The 22253-nt window shown below is 38.5% G+C and carries 16 protein-coding genes; all 16 read left to right on the top strand.

Annotated elements, in window-relative coordinates:
- The first annotated feature begins 64 nt into the window (after window positions 1-64).
- The 16 genes from BUA02_RS03485 (at window position 65) to BUA02_RS15550 (ending at window position 22244) form a co-directional block, all read left to right on the top strand.
- On the top strand, window positions 65-1252 hold the full coding sequence (locus BUA02_RS03485) for a glycosyltransferase family protein (protein ID WP_072700974.1): 1188 nt from the start codon (window positions 65-67) through the stop codon (window positions 1250-1252).
- A gap of 162 nt (window positions 1253-1414) precedes the next feature.
- Window positions 1415-1888, top strand: coding sequence for a flagellar protein FlaG (locus BUA02_RS03480; protein WP_071176972.1), 474 nt, complete (start codon window positions 1415-1417; stop codon window positions 1886-1888).
- A gap of 78 nt (window positions 1889-1966) precedes the next feature.
- Window positions 1967-3502, top strand: coding sequence for a flagellar filament capping protein FliD (gene fliD / locus BUA02_RS03475; protein ID WP_072700972.1), 1536 nt, complete (start codon window positions 1967-1969; stop codon window positions 3500-3502).
- Window positions 3503-3543: 41 nt separating this feature from the next.
- Window positions 3544-3945, top strand: coding sequence for a flagellar export chaperone FliS (fliS, locus tag BUA02_RS03470; protein WP_071176970.1), 402 nt, complete (start codon window positions 3544-3546; stop codon window positions 3943-3945).
- Window positions 3946-3968: 23 nt separating this feature from the next.
- Window positions 3969-4448 (top strand): hypothetical protein, encoded by a 480-nt coding sequence (locus BUA02_RS03465; protein ID WP_072700970.1) that lies wholly within the window; start codon window positions 3969-3971, stop codon window positions 4446-4448.
- Between the two features lie 55 nt (window positions 4449-4503).
- Entirely contained in the window at window positions 4504-5313 is an 810-nt protein-coding gene (locus BUA02_RS03460) for a glycosyltransferase family 2 protein (RefSeq protein WP_072700968.1), read from the top strand.
- A gap of 11 nt (window positions 5314-5324) precedes the next feature.
- The gene (locus BUA02_RS03455) at window positions 5325-6497 is read left to right on the top strand and encodes a glycosyltransferase family protein (protein ID WP_072700966.1); all 1173 of its coding nucleotides are present in this window, start codon (window positions 5325-5327) and stop codon (window positions 6495-6497) included.
- A 247-nt stretch (window positions 6498-6744) separates the two neighbouring features.
- On the top strand, window positions 6745-7563 hold the full coding sequence (locus tag BUA02_RS03450) for a flagellin N-terminal helical domain-containing protein (RefSeq protein ID WP_071176966.1): 819 nt from the start codon (window positions 6745-6747) through the stop codon (window positions 7561-7563).
- A gap of 227 nt (window positions 7564-7790) precedes the next feature.
- Window positions 7791-8609, top strand: a complete 819-nt coding sequence (locus tag BUA02_RS03445) for a flagellin N-terminal helical domain-containing protein (protein ID WP_072700964.1) — start codon at window positions 7791-7793, stop codon at window positions 8607-8609.
- 161 nt (window positions 8610-8770) lie between these two features.
- Window positions 8771-9997 carry a WavE lipopolysaccharide synthesis family protein gene (locus BUA02_RS03440; protein WP_072700963.1) on the top strand — a complete coding sequence of 409 codons (1227 nt, stop codon included), beginning with the start codon at window positions 8771-8773 and terminating at the stop codon, window positions 9995-9997.
- A 27-nt stretch (window positions 9998-10024) separates the two neighbouring features.
- A complete protein-coding gene (locus tag BUA02_RS03435; protein ID WP_072700961.1) occupies window positions 10025-13210 on the top strand; it encodes a DUF6492 family protein in 3186 nt (1061 codons plus the stop codon).
- A gap of 28 nt (window positions 13211-13238) precedes the next feature.
- Window positions 13239-15254: a DUF6492 family protein gene (locus tag BUA02_RS03430; RefSeq protein WP_072700959.1), complete on the top strand. Its 2016-nt coding sequence runs from the start codon at window positions 13239-13241 to the stop codon at window positions 15252-15254.
- A 3-nt stretch (window positions 15255-15257) separates the two neighbouring features.
- Complete coding sequence (locus BUA02_RS03425; protein WP_072700957.1) at window positions 15258-18110, top strand: glycosyltransferase; 2853 nt, start codon at window positions 15258-15260, stop codon at window positions 18108-18110.
- Window positions 18111-18121: 11 nt separating this feature from the next.
- Window positions 18122-19081, top strand: a complete 960-nt coding sequence (locus tag BUA02_RS03420) for a hypothetical protein (protein ID WP_072700955.1) — start codon at window positions 18122-18124, stop codon at window positions 19079-19081.
- Window positions 19082-19097: 16 nt separating this feature from the next.
- Window positions 19098-20126: a GT-D fold domain-containing glycosyltransferase gene (locus BUA02_RS03415; RefSeq protein ID WP_072700953.1), complete on the top strand. Its 1029-nt coding sequence runs from the start codon at window positions 19098-19100 to the stop codon at window positions 20124-20126.
- 18 nt (window positions 20127-20144) lie between these two features.
- Complete coding sequence (locus BUA02_RS15550) at window positions 20145-22244, top strand: SIS domain-containing protein (RefSeq protein WP_242946464.1); 2100 nt, start codon at window positions 20145-20147, stop codon at window positions 22242-22244.
- The last annotated feature ends 9 nt before the right edge of the window (window positions 22245-22253 follow it).

Raw genomic sequence — 22253 nt, 5'->3', positions numbered from 1 at the left:
TATCATTTGAGATTAAGGCTGCTGTCCATAGGGGCAGCGGCCTATTTTTGGCTAGAGGATAAATATGCGCATACTTTATTACGACTGGGATGAATTTAATGGTGAGGATTGCAGAGATGCCATGAAAAGGCTAGGACATCAGGTTGATGTTTTTAAGCTCAATATGAATGGCTTTGATCTGACACCTGAAATAGAAGGAAAGATAAAAGAACTGGTGACCAAAACAGAGGTCGATGGCAAAAGATATTATGACCTTCTCTATAGCTTTGATTTCTTCCCCAATATTTCGGAAGCCTGCCAGAAATATGGCATTCCTTATGTGAGCTGGGTATTTGATTGCCCTCATTATACGCTGGACTCACATGTGACCAATAATCCTGTAAACAGAATATTTGTCTTTGATAAAGTACTTTACCAAAATATGGTTAATAAGGGTGTTAAGACCATAAATTACTCACCACTTGGAGTTAATGAAAAGAGACTTGGCGAGCTGTGTCAGAAGCTTGACAAGGAAACTGGCGGCGAAATTGCATATGAGCATGACGTAAGTTTTCTTGGAAATCTTTATGACAATGAATATAACTTCTATGATCAGGTTAATTTCTTGCCACCAGTACTTAAAGGCTATACAGATGCGGTTATCAAAGCCCAGGAACGTGTATTTGGGGCGGACTTTTTTACCGAGGAAGAGATATACCCATATGAGAAGGTAAAAGAGCTAAGAAAGTACATACAGTTCGAACAGACCGGCAAATATGAGATAGATTACGACGGCGTTATGCTGGATATCCTTAGGAAAAAAGTCACTGTAAATGAAAGAAGAAATATCCTGACTGAAATGGGTAAAAGATTTAATACAGTTCTTTATACTTCTCCAGGTACAAAGCCTATTGAAGGCGTGTGCGACTTAGGGCTTGCCAGCTACAACGAAAAGATGCCAAGAGTTTTCCATAGAAGTAAGGTAAATCTGAACATAACCCTTAGATCTATTCTTTCAGGAGTATCACTTCGTGTAATAGATATTCTGGCAGCAGGGGGATTCCTTATTACAAATTATCAGGCTGAGATCGCGGAATATTTTGAAGACGGAGTTGATCTTGTAATGGCTTATACGCCTGAGGATATGATACAAAAGACAGCTTATTACCTCCAACATGAAGATGAGCGCAAAGAAATTGCTCTTAATGGTCAGAAAAAGGTGTTTGAAAATTTCGCATACACAAAACTTCTGCAGGATATTTTGAAATCCTAAAATTTTTATTAATTTTAGGATTTTTTTCCCTCAAAAGACTAATGTTTTAATTCTTGTATCCGATATAGAGGATAAGAAATGCTATAACAATCTCATTTGAACTTACAAGATTATAAATGGTCAATAACAAGGATGTTCTCGAAACCATGGAGGTATAGGATTATGGGAATGGAAGCAATTAACGGCTTTTCGCCACTTATACAGCAGGCGCAGCCACAGGTAAAAACACAGGTACAGGAGCAGAGTCAGGCTAATTCTGAAGTAGTTAATCGTGAAGCTGACGGCAGCATGCAGAATGTTGAATTCAAGGTAGAAGCTGCTGATAGCTCAAACAATACTAATACTCAGAGTGGCCCTCAGAACTATGCTAGCGAGCAGGAGTTTATTGAGGCTACTGAAGAGCAGATCCAGGCTGATAATGCAAAGGTCAAGAAGGCAATCTCTGAAATGACTCAGAATGCTAAGTCAAGCGCTGAGGCAGTATTTGGTATTCATGAGAAGACCAACAGAGTAACGATCAAGATGGTTGATAAAGAGACCAAGAAAGTCATCAAGGAATTTCCACCAGATGAGACTCTTGATATGATTGCCAAGGTTTGGGAAATAGCTGGAATCATGGTAGACGAGAAACGCTAACATTTCCGGTATGTAACATATGTTGTTTGACATGGATGTCAAATTAGTACACTCACGGATTGAGAAAGGAGAAAGCCTATGCCTATCAGAATAACAGGAATGAATTCAGGGCTGGATACAGAAAGTATCATAACAGCGCTCACACAGACCAAGAAAGATAGATTAGAAACAGCCAAGGGCGATCAGAAAAAACTTACCTGGAAACAGGATAAGTGGAAAGAACTCAATAAGAAAGTGACCAAATTTTATAATGGTGCACTTAGCAATATGAGATTCTCAACTGCTTATACCAAGAAGACAACTACATCATCAAATGATAAAGCAGCAACCATAGTTACTGGTGAAGCAGCGATGGATGCTACACAGACTCTTGATATCAATAAGCTTGCTAAATCTGCTTATTTGACTGGTCAGGAAGTTAAAGTTGGAACTTCAAAGGCAACTAAAGAGACAACAGCAGAAGAATTAGGATTATCAGCAGGTGATAAGATCAAGTTCAGTATCGGAGGTAGCGCTTCCGATGTTTTATCAGTTACTGTTGAAGCCGGAGATACAGTAGAAAGTATCCTTGGTAAACTTAAGAATGCTACATCTTCAGAGACAGGAACAGGCCTTAACTTCAACTACGATGATAAGAACGGAAGATTTTTCGTTTCATCTAAGGAAGCTGGTGAGTCTAAATCCTTTGATCTCTTGCTTGATGACGAATCAACTACAGCAATGACTCGACTTGGACTTACTAAAAAGGCTGATAACTCCAATTATATAGCTGGTTCAAGTGCTGAGATCGTATTAAACGGTGAGAAGTATACATCAGATAGTAATACATTTGAAATAAATGGCCTTACTATTACTGCTAATGAAGAAGCTAAGGGTATCACTCTTACAACCAAGCAGGATACTAGCGGTATCTACGATAATATCAAGAATATGCTCAAAGAGTACAATGATCTCATGAAGGAATTTGCTACTCTTTATAATGCAGATAAAGCTACTAAGTACAAGATGCTTACTGATGATCAGAAGAAAGAAATGTCTGATACAGAAGTTGAAGAGTGGGAAAAGAAGATCAAAGATGGACTTCTTAGCAAAGATGAGACAATTGGAACTGTTAAGCAGGCGCTTAGAGAGGTTATGAACAGCTCTTTTGATATCACAATGAAGGATGGAACAGTAAAGAGCCTTTCTCTCGGATACTTTGGCATTGGAACAGGAAGCTATTTCACAACAGAAGAAAATGAGAGAGACCTTCTTCATATCGATGGAGATCCTGATGACGCATCAACAAGTGGCAACGCTGATCTTTTAAAGGGATTCATTGCCTCAGATCCTACTGCAGTACAGAACTTCTTCTCTGAATTATCCAAGAATCTTTACAGCAGACTTTCAGATCTGATGAAGGGCACAGAATATAGTAGCTCATTTACTATTTATGAAGACAAACTCATGGCTTCACAATATAGTGCATATAATACTAAGATTTCTGATGCGCAGAGCGCACTGGAAGCAGCTCAGGATAAGCTGTATTCCAAGTTCTCCAGGATGGAAACAGCGTTATCAAAGATCAATAGTTCAAGCGGATCCTTGTCCAATTTCTTTGGATCAGGTAGCTAATGAAATATTAAAAATTCAAAAAAGATTGCGAGGGAGCGCCAATGGCAATATTATCAGCTCAACAGAATGCATATGCACAGTATAAAAATAATAAGGTAATGGGAGCTTCTGGCCCAGAACTTACACTTATGCTCTACGATGGAGCAATCAAGTTCTTAAATGTTGCAGACTATGCATTGGAAAAAAATGATGTCGAGAAAGCACATATAAATATAATCAAGACAGAGAAGATCATTGATTACCTTAGAAATACTCTTGATATGAAGTATCCGGTTGCACAGGACTTTGAAAACATGTATTCTTATATTGCTAGAAGACTTATCGAAGCAAATATGGGAAAAGACAGAGAAATAGTTGCCGAAGTCAACAAACATATGCATGCTATCAGAGATAACTGGGTAGAAGTTATGAAAGCTAATCATGTATATGTAAAGGATGCTTAATACATAATTAAGGAGATTACCTAATGGTGTCAGCAAGTCTTGATATGTTGGAAGAGAGTCTGATCAAGAAGATTGGAGTCATGGACAAGATTCAGGAAGAGAATGAGAAGCAAAAAGAACTCCTCAAGAACCCTGATAATGTCGATGAAGAAGCTTTTGATAAGATCTTGGATGTAAAGGGTGAGCTTATTGATCAACTTCTTAAGTTGGATGATGGATTCCAGACTTTATTTGATAAGGTCAAAAAAGAAGTTGGAGATAATAAGGAACTCTATAAAGACCAGATCAAACGTATGCAAGGACTAATTCAGGAGATTACCGCTAAGAGCGCATCTATTGAAGCAGCTGAGCATAGAAACAAAAAGCTTGCAGAAGACTACTTCAGTCAGGCCAGGCAGAAGATGAATCTAGGCAAACAGAAATCTGCTGCGGCGTTTAATTATTACAAGACGATGAATAATTTCCAGAATATTCCACCTCAGTTTTTGGATAATAAAAATTAAAAAGAGAGCCCAAGGGCTCTCTTTTTTGGTAGAATTATAGAAAGGGGGCTTCTTCATGAAAATCAGTGTTATCATTCCAACTTACAATCGAGCAGATAAGATACAAAAATCTATAGAGAGCGTTTATTTTCAGGAAGGAAAAGGGGATCTTTTTGAAATTAGCCAGATCATCATAATGGATGACTGTTCAACGGATAATACCAAAGAGCTCATAGAAGAGCTGCAGAAAAAGTATGAGAACCTGCTATATTATAGGCAGGACAAAAATGGCGGCTCTGCCAAGGCAAGAAACAGAGCTATGAGAGAAGTTGTAAGCGAGAAGTGGGTTGCGTTTCAGGATAGCGATGATGTTTGGAATAAAGATAAGCTCAAAGAAATGTGCCTTTATATAGAAAAGCACCCGGATGCTCAGCTCTATTCCCATTGGTATACAGCATTAACTGCCGAAGATGAAGCTGTGGAAGTAGGCATTGATGAAAGAGAAGATTATCTTGAGGAGCTTGCTGTTAGGAACTTTATTGGATCTCCAACGTTCTTTGTGGACAAGGATGCCTTTATGGATGTTGGAGGACTTGATGAGAACATAACAGCTCTTGAAGACTGGGAGTTTCTTGTTAGATTTGCTTCTAAATATAAGATCCGCGTTGTTCCTAAGTCACTTATGCAGGTTGACCTTATAAGTGAAGGGATGTCCTCAGATATAGGCAAGTACTATGACTCAAGATGCTATATCATTGCCAAGAACAGGCAGATATTACTTGAGAGAAATCTTTTTGACAAAGCGGTTGAGAGCCTTCTGATAAGTGCCAAAAAGAATGGCGTTCTGGAAAATGTCGGCAGAATTTTAGAAGCATATCTTAAGTAGGGAGTCCTTCTATGAATATAATTTTTTACAGGTATAACAGTGTTTGTGAGCCTGATTTTATTGATGCCTTTAAACAGGTGGGAGTAAATGTTGTTGAAGATGATGACGGAATGAATGCGAATCTTGATATTTCTGCTAAGATCGATAGGTTAGGTGATCTTATTGCAGAATATTCTCCGCTATTTATTTTTTCTATTAATTATTTTCCTTTTCTTTCTATAGTATGTGACAGACTTGGCATTATCTATATGTCAGAGACTGTGGATTGCCCTGTTTTTGAGATATATCATAACAGTATTAAGAATAAGACCAATAAGACTTTTCTTTTTGATTACGGTCAGTATTTGTCAGTAAAGGACTACAATCCTGAAAATATCTTTTATCTGCCTCTGGGATCTCCTACTGAAAGAGTTAGTAAACTTCTTGGAGATGAGAGCAGATATCTATATGATGTTTCTTTTATCGGATCACTTTATAGTGAAAAAGATCCATTCACAGAGCTTAAGATATCCGAAAAAAGCAAAGATAAGCTAATGAGCCTTATGAATGAACAGATCCAAAAGGCCCCTTTTGGCATGGAATGGATAGAGGATAATCTTGATAAGGAGTCGGTAAAAGAAATAAAGGCTACCGATAGTTTAATGGGAAGCACAGAATATGTCTGCAACCTAGATAACTTTATAGTGAGCAACAATTATCTTTCATATCATATGGCATATATGGAAAGAATCAGAATGCTCAACTGCCTGGCAGAAAATAAAGATATAAATGGAATCCACTTATTTACCAGAAGTAATACAAAGGATCTTGATAAATCTATTATCTGCCATGGAGGAGTAAAGACTTTGACAGAGATGCCTTTTGTATTTAGACAGAGTAAGATCAACCTAAACATCACTATGAGATCCATACAAACGGGTATTCCACAGAGAATATGGGATATCATGGCCTGCCGGGGATTTGTTTTGACAAATTATCAGCCAGAGCTTGAAGAATATTTTGAGATAGGTACTCACTTAGAAACTTTTAATTCTATAGAAGAAATGAATGACAAAATAAGTTATTATCTTAAAAATGATTCAAAAAGAGAAACAATTTCCCAGAATGGATATGAAGAGGTTTGTAATAAACATTCAATTTTAATGCGAGTGATCAATATGATCAAAATCGTCACAAGCGCATAAAATGGGCATTGGGCCTATATATCGGCAAATTGTGTCAAAAACTTAATAAGAAAACAAAAAAAATTCAAATTGTGCCAAAAAAATAAAAAAATATTTCAAAAAGGGTTAAGAATTAAATTTCATGGTCGATATTACTAGTGTAAAACAAAAAACTTAGCAGCCATGGAAGGGACTCCGCGTAAGCTGCACATAAAAACAGAGATGGAAAGGCAGCATGGAAGCGGGCCCCGTTCATGGAGGATAAGATATGGTAGTACAACACAACTTAACTGCGATGAATGCGAACAGACAGCTTGGTATAACAACAAACGTACAGGCAAAGTCAAGTGAGAAACTTTCATCAGGTTACAGAGTCAACAGAGCAGCAGATGATGCAGCAGGTCTTGCAATTTCAGAAAAGATGAGAAGACAGGTTAGAGGTCTTACACAGGCATCTGATAATGCACAGGATGGTATCTCTGCAGTACAGACAGCTGAAGGTGCTCTTATCGAAGTACACGATATGCTTCAGCGTATGAACGAACTTGCAGTAAAGGCAGCAAACGACACATTACAGTCATCAGATCGTGGATACATTAAATCAGAGATCAACGCACTTGCATCTGAGATCACAAGAACAGCATCAGCTACACAGTTCAACAACCAGAACCTTCTTGATGGAACATTCACAAACAAGAATCTTCAGGTTGGTGCTGAAACAAGTCCTATGAGCCAGATCAACATCTGCATCGAAGAAATGTCAGCTACACACATCGGTGTAAATGAACTTGAAGTTAGCACACATGATGTTGCTAAGTCAGCTCTTGGATCAATCAAGGCAGCTCTTGAGTCAGTTTCAAAGCAGAGATCCGATCTTGGTGCTATCCAGAACAGACTTGAGCATACAATTAAGAACTTGGATAACGTAGTAGAGAATACACAGGCAGCTGAGTCACTTATCCGTGATACAGATATGGCTGAAGAGATGGTTAGATATTCTAACAATAACATCCTTGCACAGGCTGGACAGTCAATGCTTGCACAGGCAAATCAGACAAACCAGGGTGTTCTCTCACTTCTTCAGTAATTCAGAAAAATTTCAAGGCTTCAGCCCAGTGCTGGAGCCTTTTTCAGATGGAAAAAAATAATTAATATATTTTTTTTAAAAATGCCCCTAAAGTTTTTATATTTATAGTCGATAATAAGAGTGTAAAATAAAACAGAGATGATTTTGGGCCAGCACTGAAATCATTTCAAAACAAAGCAAACGAGCAGCATGGAAGCTGCCGTACAAATTCAAGGAGGAATTATATTATGGTAGTACAACACAACGTCACAGCGATGAACGCAAACAGACAGCTTGGTATCACAACTGGTATCCAGTCAAAGTCAAGTGAGAAGTTATCATCTGGTTACAAGATTAACAGAGCAGCAGATGATGCAGCAGGTCTTTCAATTTCTGAGAAGATGAGACGTCAGATCAGAGGTATCACACAGGCTTCTGCAAATGCTCAGGATGGTATTTCTGCAGTACAGACAGCTGAAGGTGCCCTCAACGAAGTACATGATATGCTTCAGAGAATGAATGAGCTGGCAACAAAGGCTGCTAACGACACTTTGACATCAGCAGATCGTGGATATATCAAGTCAGAGCTTGATGCTCTTTCATCTGAGATTTCACGTACATCAGCTGCAACTCAGTTCAACAATCAGAATCTTCTTGATGGTACATTTACTAACAAGAATCTTCAGGTTGGATCTGAGACTGGTGCTAAGAACCAGATCAACATCTGCATCCAGGATATGAGCGCTACAAAGGTTGGTGTTAACGCACTTCTTGTTAGCTCACATGACGTAGCTAAGAGTTCTATTTCTTCAATCAAGGCAGCTCTTGAGTCAGTATCTAAGCAGAGATCTGACCTCGGTGCTATCCAGAACAGACTTGAGCACACAATCAAGAACCTTGATAACGTAGTAGAGAATACTCAGGCTGCTGAATCACTTATCCGTGATACAGATATGGCTACCGAGATGGTTAAGTATTCAAACAACAACATCCTTGCACAGGCTGGACAGTCAATGCTGGCACAGGCTAACCAGACAAATCAGGGTGTTCTTTCACTTCTCGGCTAATAAGCAGTCTCTTGCAAAACATTGCAGACTACCAAGGAGAGCTCCGGGTGACCGGAGCTCTTTTTTGTATCAAAGAAGAATCCTTTGATAGTACGCTTAATATACGAAAATACGTGTAATATGGTAAAATAATACTATATGACATATTTGGGGGAATTGATATGAAAGATTTGATCATGGATGCATTAGCAAAATTGATCGAAGCACATAAAAGATCAAAAACATTTATCTGTAATCTTGAGTTTTCAACAGCAGTAGAGGGTATCAAAAATCTACTCACTTCTTCGAATACTCTGATGGAATCCCTTATTTTTTATTATGAACATGAAAGTGCAGCAGTATACAAGCTTTCTGACTATATTGATCTGTTAAAATATCTGTTAGAAAGGTTTGAGAGCTTTGACATAGATGATGCAGATGAGATCGAATTTCTGTATGATCAGGGAATTGAAATGCTTGAAACTTCATTAACTGTCATCAAAAGAACAGAAAGAATCCATGATGATGGGGAGTTTTTAACTAAAGTTTACAGACCTAAAAAAGCCGATGAAATAGGCATAAGATCCCATAACAGCGCTAAATATAAGACAGCTATCGTACTTCAGGGACCCATCAAAAAAGAAGACGATTTCACTTACGAATCAGTTAAATTATACAAAGTGTTATATCCAGAGTGCGAGATAATCGTATCTACCTGGAAGAGTGAAGGGGATCAGAAAGAAAGATTTGAAAGCTTGGGGGCAATAGTTTTGCTAAATGACCCTCCAGAAAAGCCAGGATATGCTAACTGTGCCTATCAGACAGTATCTTCAATAGAAGGCATCAGAAAAGCAAGAGAGCTTGGCTGCGTGAGAGTGTGCAAGACCAGAACAGATCAGAGATTCCATACTCCTAATCTCTTTTTCTACATGGAAAAACTCCTGGACCAGTTCCCAATAAAAATAAACACAACTCAAAAGAAAAGACTTATAGCTATCAGCACTACTACGCTTTCATTTAGAGTTTATAATACCTGCGACATGTTCATCTATGGTGAGATAGATGATGTGGAGAATTATTTTGATTGCCCGCTTGATACCAGAGACTGGGGAAAAGACTCTAATGTAGAGTGGGTCAATGCAGAGCAGTTTGGAAGACTTCGTTTTGCTGAAGCCTGGTTTGTTAGTTATTATCTGGAAAAACTCGGATTTAAGCTTAAATTCACTCTTGAAGATAGTGACTATTACAGAAATGAGCTGTTTATCATTGTTGATGGAAGCACAATTGATCTTCTTTGGCAGAAGTACAATGACGACGAATATAAGGACAGAGAGTACAACAGCAGTGGATATGATCATGGCGGAGGAATAGGAAGAGTTAGCTTCTTGGAGTGGTTATCCTGCCAATAATTCAGCTTGAGATTAAAGGAAAAAGCTATGGAATGGAATGAATTTGTGACTTTTTTCAATGACAAATACCTTGTTGGGGAAGAAATCTATAATGTTCTTAAGGATAAAAGACCAGAAAACACAGATATAATTATCTGTTCAGCGCAGCTTGGCGATACTGTGTGGCTGGCGGCATATGCAGAAGCCTATAAGGCCAAGAACAACTGTAGATTAATGTATGTGACCAAGACATCTCAAGTTAGCATAATAAATAAATATCCTGCTGTTGATGCGGTTTTTGATATAACACCTGCAGAGATGGAAGCCTTAGAGCTTTATATAGTCAGAAATGAACTATGGAATCAGAATCATATAGTTCTTGGAAATCATAGGGAATTTATTCTTGTGAATAAAGATTCTTATGCACTATCTCTTTATCTGGAAGATTTTCCTGATATCTGCGTGGAAAGAAAGGCTATTTTAGGGCTGGGGGCAGATATTGAACCATCAAAAATGCAAAAAAATAAGCCTTTTGATGAAAAGAAAAAAGAAGAGTATTCAAACGCTGTTGTTTTAATGCCAAGTGCAAATACTTTCAAAGGGATCGATATAGATTTTTGGCAGCGCCTTGCAAAGCATATTTCTGAAAATCTTCATAAGAAGGTATATACAAACTATAACGGTCTTAAGACGGAAGTAATGATTCCCGGGACTAGTCCCCTTGCTTCATCTCTTGATGAATTGCAGGAATTATCACAGTATATTGATCTTTTTATAGGACTTAGAAGTGGGATATGCGACTATCTGACAGCCTGCGATGCTAATTTAGCAATAATCTATTCTGAACAGTGGACGGATAAAGGGAATGGAGTATATGAGTTTCCATCAAATCCACAGGCTCTTGGAGATAATACAATTTATAATTTTGCCTATGATAAAGAAAAGGAAAATCAGCTGATCATGGAACTGGGAAATCTTTTAAAAAATGAAGATGTAAAGGAAAGTGGCGATAATAATATTGATACTTTAGTTGTCATTACTCCAAAGGACTGTGAGAGACTTTTGCCTCTGTATCCTAGACTGGTAGCAAATATCGATTTTGGTACTATCTTTTTTGTTGGAACTGATGAAGTAAAAAGTGTCATAGATGGCAGTTCACTTGATGAATCCAGAGTTTCTTTTATAAATGAAGACAGCATTATTAACTTTGACAAGGTTCATGCCTGCATGACCAAAAAGATGGAAAAGCTTTTGGCTGGAAGGGCACTTCCAAGAGGAATAACAGGCTGGTATTATCAGCAGTTCCTCAAGATGCAATACGCATTAAAATGTGAAAATGAGTATTACATGGTTTGGGATGGTGATACTATTCCATGTCACAAAATTTCTATGTTTCAGGAAGAATCAGGAAAACCATATCTTGATCTAAAGCATGAATATCATCCTGAATATTTTGAGACCCTTGGAAAGATCCTTCCAGGATTCGGAAAAGTAATAGAGAGATCCTTCATTTCAGAGCATATGCTCATAAATACAAAGGTTATGAGGGAACTTATAGAGGAAATAGAAAAGAATGAAGCTATTGAAGGCAATAGCTTTTGGGAAAAGATAATTGAGGCAATTCCTGCAGAGATGATACAGGATTCTGCTTTTAGTGAATTTGAGACCTATGGCACTTTTGTAGCCCTTAGGCATTCTAGTATGTACAAGCTTAGAGAGTGGCACTCCTTTAGACAGGGAGGAACTTTCTATTCGATAGATACTATTTCTGACAGGGATTTTGACTGGCTTTCCAAGGATTTTGATGCGATCTCTTTTGAAAAAGGCCATTCTGTCAGGGAAGATAATAAAAATCTCTTTGATAACCCTTATTATCAGGAGAAACTCACAGCCAGGCAGATGCTGGAGGCAGCTCAGCTTGAATATAAGGAAGGTTACAAGGAAACCTGGGGAGATAGTGAAAGTTCCGCAGTCAATGAGCACACGGGAATGTATTCCGGTTCAGATGGGATTGTCATCGAAGACAGGCTCAAATACCTCAGTAAAGATACCTATAAAGAATATGAGAAGCTTGGGGATGATCTTGTAAGTAAGAATGCCAGCCAGGCTTATTTGTGCTATGAAAATGCACATTTCCTCTGTGATGATACAGAAGCAAAAACAAGATTAGAGAATAAGAAAAAGGAACTAGCAAGTAATAATGCTATCAAAGTCAAAAAGACTGCCATCGTTATTTTGTCATATAATCAGCTGTTCCTTATGCAGAGATGTATAGAGAGCATATACAACAACTGCAATCCTAATGATTATCTTCTTGTCATATTTGATAACGGTTCCAAAGATGGCTCAGCTAAGTGGCTATCTGAATGGGGAGAAAATCACGACGAAGCTATGGTCATCTTAAATGAGACAAACCTTGGCTTTTCTGGTGGTAATAATGCTGCTTGCCAGTATATTTCCGATGATTATGACGTATTCTTTTTAAATAACGATACAAGAGTTCCTGCAAATGCTCTTTTTTGGCTTAGAATGGGACTATATGCAGCGGATGATATAGGTGCAGTAGGTGCGGTTCAGAACTACGCTGACGCTGATCAGATTCATGAAGTTGAATTTAATGATCCTGAAGAATACGTTAAACACGGCGCAGAGTTTAATGTCTATATGAAAAACTCTCTTGAGGAGCAGAGTAAGCTTTGCGGCTTTGCACTTCTTGTGAGGAAAGAGGCCTGGAATGAAACAGGAGGCTTTGACGAGCGCTTTAATCCAGGGTATGTGGAGGATGATGATATCTGTCTTCACATCAGATACCTGGGCTATAGAACTATGGTCTGCCACAATTCCTTTATTTATCATGTGGGAAGCCAGAGCTTTATCAGGGTTGAGAATCCTCATGAACTCTTCGTTAAGCACAGAAAGATAGTAATAGAAAAGTGGGGCTTTGACAGTACACTTTATGCAGGAATGAGCCGAAATGAATACAACTTCATCATGAGTCTTGCAGATAAGGGCTACACAGAAGAAAGCCACTTTAGTCTGGTTCATGTAGGCTCAGGTTGTGGAAATATGCTGGGACATATTCATTATCTCTATCCAAATGCCGATGTATGTGGCGTAGAGGAAAATGAAGCAGCAAGAAACTTTGCTATTTCCTGCATTCCAGTTTATCCAAGTGTAGAGGCTTTGCCAAAGAGACTTGAAGAGTATGATGTTGTGGCTCGTGGACTTGGTTAAAGAAGAGAAAAGATATTAAGGAGTAACTATGCAAAACGACAACCATTTTGACGTACTAATAGTTGTAACAGCACAGGATTGCCAGAGACTTCTTGGTATGTACGAAAGGCTTGTGAATAATTTTTCTTATGGAAAGATCTGCTTTATTGGAAATGAAGCAGTTAGGGACGTAGCCTTTTCCAATGAAAAGATCCGTGATCACATAACATGGGTTAATGAAAATGATGTAATAGCATTTGATGATGTTCATCAGGTAATAAGCAAGAGACTTGAGAGCGTACTTGGAGGAAAAGAGCTGCCTAGAGGTATAACAGGCTGGTATTATCAGCAGTTTCTTAAGATGCAGTACGCCTTTATGTGCAAAGATGAGTATTACATGGTCTGGGATGGAGATACGGTGCCATGTAGACCTATCAATATGTTCAGTAATGAAACAGGTCAGCCCTATATAGATTTAAAGCACGAGTTTCATCCTGAATACTTTGAGACTTTAGGTAAGATCCTTCCTGGATTTAAGAAGGTAATAGAAAGATCCTTTATTTCAGAGCATATGCTCATGAAATGCGACATTATGAAGAACCTCATTGCTGATATTGAAAAAAATGAAGAGCTTGAGGGCGAGAAATTCTGGGAAAAGATTATAAGTGCCATAGAACCAGATAAGATCTTTGATTCATCCTTTAGTGAGTTTGAAACCTACGGAACCTATGTGGCTCTTAGATATCCATCAGTTTATAAGCTTCGAGACTGGCACTCTTTTAGAATGGGAGCCATGTTCTTTGAACTAAATACTATCTGTGACAGGGACTTTGAATGGCTTAGTAAGGACTTTGATGCGATATCTTTTGAAAAAGGTCAGGAAGTTAGAGAGGATCACAAGAACTTTTTTGATAATCCGGAATATCAGGAAAAGCTATCAGCCAAGAAGATGCTTCAGCTTGCTCAGATGGAATTTAATGATGGATACAAGGAAATCTGGCAGGATGACATCCTTGCTATGCAAAGCGGCAATGTAAATACTGGAGACTTTGCTCAGACTAATGATAGAGACAAACGAGTAGTGATCGTCATTTCAGATGACTTTGATAAAAAAGATCTTGATGAGTGTAGGGGTAGCGTCGAAAGCGTTCTTAATGCTGACAGCTATACCATAATTTATGCGGCAAAAGATGATAGCTTAACCTATGGAGCAAGGATAAGCAAGGCTATAAATGAGCTTGCTGGTCAGGGCTATGATAGCTGCGACATTCTTCTTCTTGATAGCAGCACAAGGCTTGCTTTTGATACCTTATATTTCCTTAAAGCAGCTCTTTATTCAGAGAATAATATTGGAGCGGTAGGCTGTGTATCTAATATTGCAGGTAATAAACAGGCTATTGATGTTCATTATGATACAGAAAAAGAGTACATGGATTTTGGTATGAGAAATAACATACCTATGGAAAGACCATGTATCGAGAGAGTATCCCTATCAAGCTATGCAATGCTCGTAAAGAGAAGCGTATGGAACGAAGTTAATGGCCTAGATGAGAAATATTCATCAAGGGAAGCCATCGATGAAGCATTTGCACTTAAGCTACTAGAAAAGGGCTACAGATCAATGCTTGTAAGAAATAGCTTTATTTATAACACAAGGCTACAGGCAGACGATAACGATACCAAAGCTCAGATTGAGGAATTATCTGAGGAGAAGGGCTTTGATGTAGAGGCAGCAAAGCATGTCAATCTGTCATTTATCCAAGAGATAGATAAAGACACTGATGGCAGACTTATGATACTGTGCTATGGATGCGGCATCGGTGCTGATATCAAAGCTCTTAAATACTTATATTTCCATAGCGAGATAGTTGGAATAGAGCCTAACAGCAAAATGGCTGATATTGCCAAGAAAACAGAGAATATCCTTCCTGGAATAGAAGAAGTCATTGATTTCTACGGGGAAGGTTCTTTTGATGTCGTCCTTGTGGAGAAAAAGCCAGAGGATGAAGCTGTGATGGCTATGCTGGCATCACTTTTGAATGAAAATGGCGTTATGATAGGGTGAAAAATGGGGAGAGTAACTTATTCAGATTTTAAATATTGGTATGAAAATAACGGGGAGCTTCAGGAAATCTTTTCTTATAAAGACACTTTGAAGAACTATAGTAGACTCCCTCTTCATACTGTGGATAAGTCCATAGACGCTATAGTAAAGCGCTCTTTTGAGTTCTTTTCAAATTCCTTTAGTGGTAATCAAGGCCTTATAGAAGCCTTTTTTATGATCATCTTATTGGTGATCAAAAAAGCTATGGAAACGCCTGATGCTATGAAAGTTGTCTGCGTGGGCGGAGATATTCAGTGGCTTTCAGCTTATATTGATGGCATATTAAAAGAAATGCATCCAGATTCCGAGTGCATTTTTTCAAATACAGCTTATGACAGAATAGATGGATGCAGTCTTAAGGTTGTGTCACTTCTTTCTGGTGGAAGCCTTCCTGAAAAAGATGGAAGTACAGTAGTAGCTGTTAAGGAACATGAAGAAGCCCTGATAGATTGCTATACTACCTATGATTTTGGCATGGTAGATGTGATTACAGATTATAGAGAAGGAGCTGTGCCTGAGTATAAATTGCCTGAAAGAAGCAGTAAGGCAAAGCGAAACATTCGTACAGTTGCTGCAATGACGCCTCATAACAGAGCTTTTAACAATTCTGAGCTTGTTAAGGATATAGGGCTTGTTCCTTATCTACTCTATAAGGAAGAGGGGTGCAAGGTTTATCTGGTAGGGCTTGATAAGAATGTCGATTATCCAGCTAAAGAATTTGTGTCAGGAACAGAAATGGTGGAGCTTGAAAGCTATGATCTTGATTCAAAGAAAAAATGGATCGAGGAAATGGGCCATTCCATAGACTGCCTGATGCTTTTTGGAACCTATGATGACAACATCCATATTTCCAAGATCTATAGGGAGATTAATCCTTACGGCGTTATATACCTTGCGCTTGATGCTAATTCCTATTGGATAAATAATATCCCTCGTTTTGAAAAGAAGTATGACGAGTTTTATGAAAACTGTGACGTGATATCCACAGCTACTGAGACTTTGCAAAAATTCATAGCGGTAAAGTGGAAGATGGATATTGATGTAGTAAGATGCGGATATTACCCAGTTGGTATTGATACTGTTACTGTGCCTGACTATGATTCAAAGAAAAATGAGATAGTAACTGTTGGCAGAATTGGTTCAAAGGAAAAGAGGAATGATATCTTGCTTGAGGCTTTTGCAAAGATAGCAGGTGAATTCCCTGATTGGACATTAAAACTAGTTGGCCCGGTTGCAGAAGATTTTAACGAATATATAGATGATTTCTTTGATAGAAACCCTGAGCTTAAAGAGAGAGTTATCTTTACCGGAGAGGTAACTGATAAGAAAAGGCTTCATGAAGAATTCCTTGCTAGCAAGATCTTTGCGCTTACTTCAGATTCCGAGGGCTTTCCAAATGTAATTCCTGAAGCTAAGAGCGCTGGCCTTGCGCTTGCTCTTACAAATATTGATGTGGCCAAAGAGGCAGCAGGGTACGGCCTTAGCGGCGAGGTGGTGCCAACTGGAGATGCCTTATCTTTGGCAGAAGTTCTTAGAAAGCTATGCTCAGATCAGGATAGCCTTAAGGAAAAATGTAAGCGCTCATTTGAGGATTATCAGGATAAATACGACTATAAGAAAATAGCCCATGAGCTATATTCAGTACTTAATAGCGTTGATAAAAAAGTATGCACTAATGGACCACTTATTTCTGTGATCATGCCTGTTAAAAATAATGAGAAATTCTTCCCAAAGGCAGTCCAAAGTATCTTGGATCAGGATTATTCAAACTGGGAACTCATCATCGTTGAGGGTATGTCAACTGATAAAACAGGCGTAATGGCTGATGATTATTCAAAAGCTGATGATAGGATAAGCGTTATTCATGCTGATGAATGGATATATGAGAGCCTTAATATAGGCATTTCCAAGGCAAAAGGAGAGTATATCACATTTTTAAATTCTGATGACCTCTTAATGCCAGATGCACTTATTACAGCAGCAAATTACTTAAAGTGCTTTGGAACAGATATGTTTCTTTTTGCAGTTAATTCTACAGAATGCGATGAAAACCAAAACATTCTGACTCAGGATGCCGATAAAGTAATAGAGTTTAGCAAAGAGCCTTTTGTACTAGAAGGCGATGCTGAGTGCAGAGGAGCCTGGGAAAGAATCATGAGGGCAGGACTACTTAACAATCAGCTGAACGTATACAAAAAGAGTGTAATCAAGGATGTCCGCTTTAGAAATGATATCTTTGGAGCTGATTATTTCTTTAATCTTCAGGTTTTGCCTAAGGTTCGCTCATTTGCATATTACCCAAAGTGCCTGTATAGATTTAATTCATACGTGAACGTATCAGGCATGAACGCATCTGTGGGCAAATATTACACTTATTCTCACGGTATGTACAACGATTTTTATCTAAAGAGTGTTGAACTTTTTGCTACATATGGAGTCCTTGATGAAAATGCCCTTAGCATGTTCAGACAGATAAGGATTGCAAACTTCACAGGAGAGCTGGTGTCATATACTTACGATAGCTGCAAGCTTTCTCTGGAAGAGAAATTAAAAGAGATGTTTGCTTATACCAATGACTTGAGGGATATGCTCATTATGGAAGGCAGATTCGAGGATATTGAAGAGTTGGCGCTTAAGATCAGCTATAAGATCATTTCAGAAAGTAGTGAGAAAGTAGAGAAACTGGTTAATATCAAAAAGGGAGTGGAAACTCTTTTTATAGATAATGATCCAGATATTGAGGCTATACATAGACTTACATTTGATTATTACAACCCGGCGCATATAGGAGTTAGTAGATTAAAAAAACTCGTATAAGGGAGGACCGCATGGATAATGTTTTTCAGGCAAGAATTGCTGCACTTGCAGAGAAGTACTTAAAGGGTGAGGAAATATATAACGCTTTAAAGGAAAACAGACCGGAAGGAATGGATATTATCATCAATCCTCAACATATCGGTGATACGCTTTGGGTATGCATCTTTTTAGATGCATACAAGAAAAAGTTTGGTTGCAAGCAGATATTGGCAGTAGTTCCTGAATATCAAACTGAACTGGCACAGTTATTTACACAGATAGATGATGTGCTGGGACTTACAGCTGAGGAAATTACAGCGTTGCAGTCATATATCGGATTTAATCAGTTATGGTATTCTGATCATATCAGGTATGGATTTTTCCATTATACAATTTCACTTAATAATTCAGGCGTGTCCTTTAATTCTATGTTCATGGGAGTCAGGGACCATAATTTCATGAATAAATCAAGACGTGAATTTCTAGAGCTTGATGACAATTGTATAAAGAATGGCGCTATAGCGCCAAATCCTCCGGAAAGTGCCAGCAAATATAGTAATGCAGTCATGATCCTTCCAACGGCCAGAACTCAGCAGGGTGATATTCCAGAGTCATTTTGGAAAAAAATGGTAGATATGATAAAGGCTAAGGGCTATGAGGTCTACTGTAATTACAACAATCTTCCTTATGAAACATTAGTTGAAGGGACGATCCCTTTATCTACCAAACTGGTGGAGCTATACAATTTATCAAGATCCTTTAAGAGATTTATTGGCTTTAGGAGTGGGATACTTGATCTGATAGCTCTTGGAGAAGGAAATATCACTTGCCTTCATCCTACATATATGGATATTGATGGGATGGTAATGGAAAGAGATGCCAATATATATGACCATTTGTATCAATTAAATGGCCTTGAATCTTTACAGGCATATCAGTATAGACCCGAGTGGGAAGATGAATTATTAAAGGCAATCGTAGAAAACATTTAAACTGCAGGGGATTATTATGGACTACTCTGAACTTGAGAAACGAATAGAAAATTTGGAAAAGTGGCAGTCTGAAGTTAATGGACTTTTGTCACAGCTCATTCAGATAATTGAAGGACGTAAGGTTACTGATGAGAACACTGAGGCACAGATTGCAGCTATCTACAAGATGGCAAGGATAAATAGATATAGGATAGATAGCCTTCCATATGAAATGGCAGCACCTGACTATAAGGTGGATGTGATCTATCCTAAGATGCTCTCAATCGAAGAGACACTGCGCCTTATCATTGAGGAAAAGAAGTCAATAGCAAGGCTTGGGGATGGCGAATTTGCCGCTATAGCAGGCACAAAGAGATGGAACTTCCAGGGCGAATCAGAAGAGCTTGGAAAGAGGCTTCGAGAAGTGCTAGAGGTAGATGTTCCTGATCTTTTAGTTGGTCTTAACCCTAACTTTTATAGCTCATTGCAGGGACTAGAAGAAGACGATGCGGATGGCGTAAGAGCCTATATGAGACCTATGGTAAGACGCTTCCATTCTGAGCTTTTAAAAGAAAACAAGACCTATGCCAATGCAGTTATGCATAGAATGGATAATGACGGGGACGTTTGTCTTCTTAAGAAAATCTGGGAAGGAAGGAAAGTTACCGTAATAGAAGGCCAGTACACCAGAATGGGTGTTGGAAATGATCTTTTAGATGGAGCTTTGGAGATAACAAGAATCCTTGCTCCTTCTGAAAGTGCTTTTGACAGATATCAGGATATTTATGATGAGGCGTTAAAGAGAGATAAAGATACACTGTTTCTTATTTCTCTTGGACCTACAGCCACTGTTCTTGCTTATGACCTATGCAAGGCTGGATATCAGGCTGTAGACATTGGACATATAGATCTGATCTATGAGAAATACTTAAGAGGCTTATCAAGCCTTTATGAAGTCAATATCCCTTATAAGTACTGCAATAGCGATGAGATCGGAGATAGAAGACAGATTGAAGATGTTAAGGATGAGCAGTATGAAAAACAGATAGTTGCAAGGGTTTACTGATGCAACAAAGGAGGCAATATGCTTGATTATATAATTGTTCAGGCGGGCGGAAAAGGATCAAGAATGCAGGTTCTTACAAGGAATAAGCCAAAAGCTCTGGTTCCAGTAAATAACCTTCCAATGATCTTTCACTTATTCAAAAAATATCCCGAAAAGAAATACATCATCATCGGAGATTATAAGATTGATGTCTTAGAACGCTACCTTCGCGAGTTTGCGACAGTAGATTATAAGCTTGTGTCAGGCTCAGGACACACCGGAACCTGTGCGGGACTTTCTGAGGCTCTTAGCTACGTGCCTGATGGACAGAGATTTATGCTCATCTGGTGCGATCTTGTGCTGTCTGATGATTATGAGATTCCAGAAACAGACAATAATATTATCGGTATTTCTAAGGACTTCTCATGCCGCTGGAAATATGAAAACGGTGAGTTTGTTGAAGAAAGAAGCGATGAATACGGTGTCGCAGGTCACTTCATATTCAAGAATAAGAGCTATATTGATGATCTTCCTACTGATGGAGAGTTTGTACGATATCTTAAAGGCAAGGGGCTTAAATTCGAAGAGCAGCCTCTTTATAGAACCAAAGAATACGGCCTTTACAGTGAGTGGAATAAGCTCCCTAAGATGAGATGCAGACCTTTTAATAAGATCACCATCGACAATGATAAGGTCATAAAAGAAGGCATTGATGAACAGGGCAAGAAGCTTGCAGTAAGAGAATGCGCCTGGTATCAGAAGATGCAGGGTAAAAACTTTGATGGCATACCTGCTATTTATTCCTATGATCCACTGGTCATGGAGCTGGTAGATGGTAAGAATATCTATGAGTATACTTATCTTCCTACTGAGCAAAAGAAATATGTTCTTGAAAAGATAATTGGAAGACTTAAAGAAATACATCAGATGGAAAGTGCTCCTTATGATGAGGAGAGCTATAGAGTAGCTTACCTTGATAAGACCTACGACAGATTAAAGAAAGTAAGAAATCTTGTTCCATTTGCCAATGACCCTGTGGTCACTATAAATGGTAGAGAGTGTAGAAATATCTTTTACCATCAGGAAGAGGTTGAGCGCCTTGTAATGCAGTATGCTCCAAGAGAGTTTGTGCTGATCCACGGAGATTGCACCTTTAGTAACACAGTTTTAAGGCACGACTCTGATCCAGTATTTATCGATCCAAGAGGATATTTTGGTAACACTGAGTTTTACGGCGATGCAGCCTATGACTGGGTTAAGCTTTATTACAGTTTGTTTAGCAACTATGATCAGTTTAACTTAAAGAGATTTAGTCTTGATATCAGAGACAAAGATGTAACTTTGGATATAGGCTCTAACAGCTGGGAAAACATGGAAGAGTATTTCTTTGAGTTATTAGAAGGGGAAGTTACAAGACGTCAGGTAAAGATATTACTTGCTATTATTTGGCTTAGTCTTACTACCTATGCCTGGGAAGACTACGATTCTATTTGTGGAGCCTTCTATAATGGCCTTTATTATCTTGAAGAAGCCCTTGGAATGGAAAGCGCCTACAGCTATTTCTCAAGAAATATGAACTTCATCAATAGCGCCCTTCAGGGAATATCAATGAGTGAGATGGACAGACTCATCCTTGATTGTGAGAAGGCCTTAAAGAGCGGACACAAAGTTATCGCATCAGGACTTGGCAAGAATGTTCCTATTTGCGAAAAATTTGAGGGAACAATGGTTTCCCTTGGCCTTGATGCCAGATTCTTACATACAAATTCCGCGGTACATGGTGAAATGGGACTGGTTCATCCAGGTGACGTTTTAATAATACTTACAAAGAGCGGTAGCACTACAGAATCAGTTTATCTGGCAGAGCTCATCAAAAAGAGAGAGGGTGTAAAGCTCTGGCTTATGAGCTGTAATGAAAATGGAACTTTGGTGAAGTATGTAGACAATAAGCTTATTATTCCTCTTGAGCATGAAGGAGACCCATGGAATATCATTCCTAATAATTCCACTACCTGTTTCCTTATTGTGCTTCAGATGATTGCAATGCAGCTTGCAAGAAGAATGGACGTTTCACTGGATAGATTTAAGGAAAACCATCCAGGCGGAGCAATTGGAGAAATCTTATCAGTTGAGAACTAAGGAGTAGGT

The organism is Butyrivibrio hungatei DSM 14810 (genome assembly GCF_900143205.1).
GTDB classification, from domain to species: Bacteria; Bacillota; Clostridia; order Lachnospirales; family Lachnospiraceae; genus Butyrivibrio; species Butyrivibrio hungatei.
This window is presented reverse-complemented; position numbering and strand designations above follow the sequence as displayed.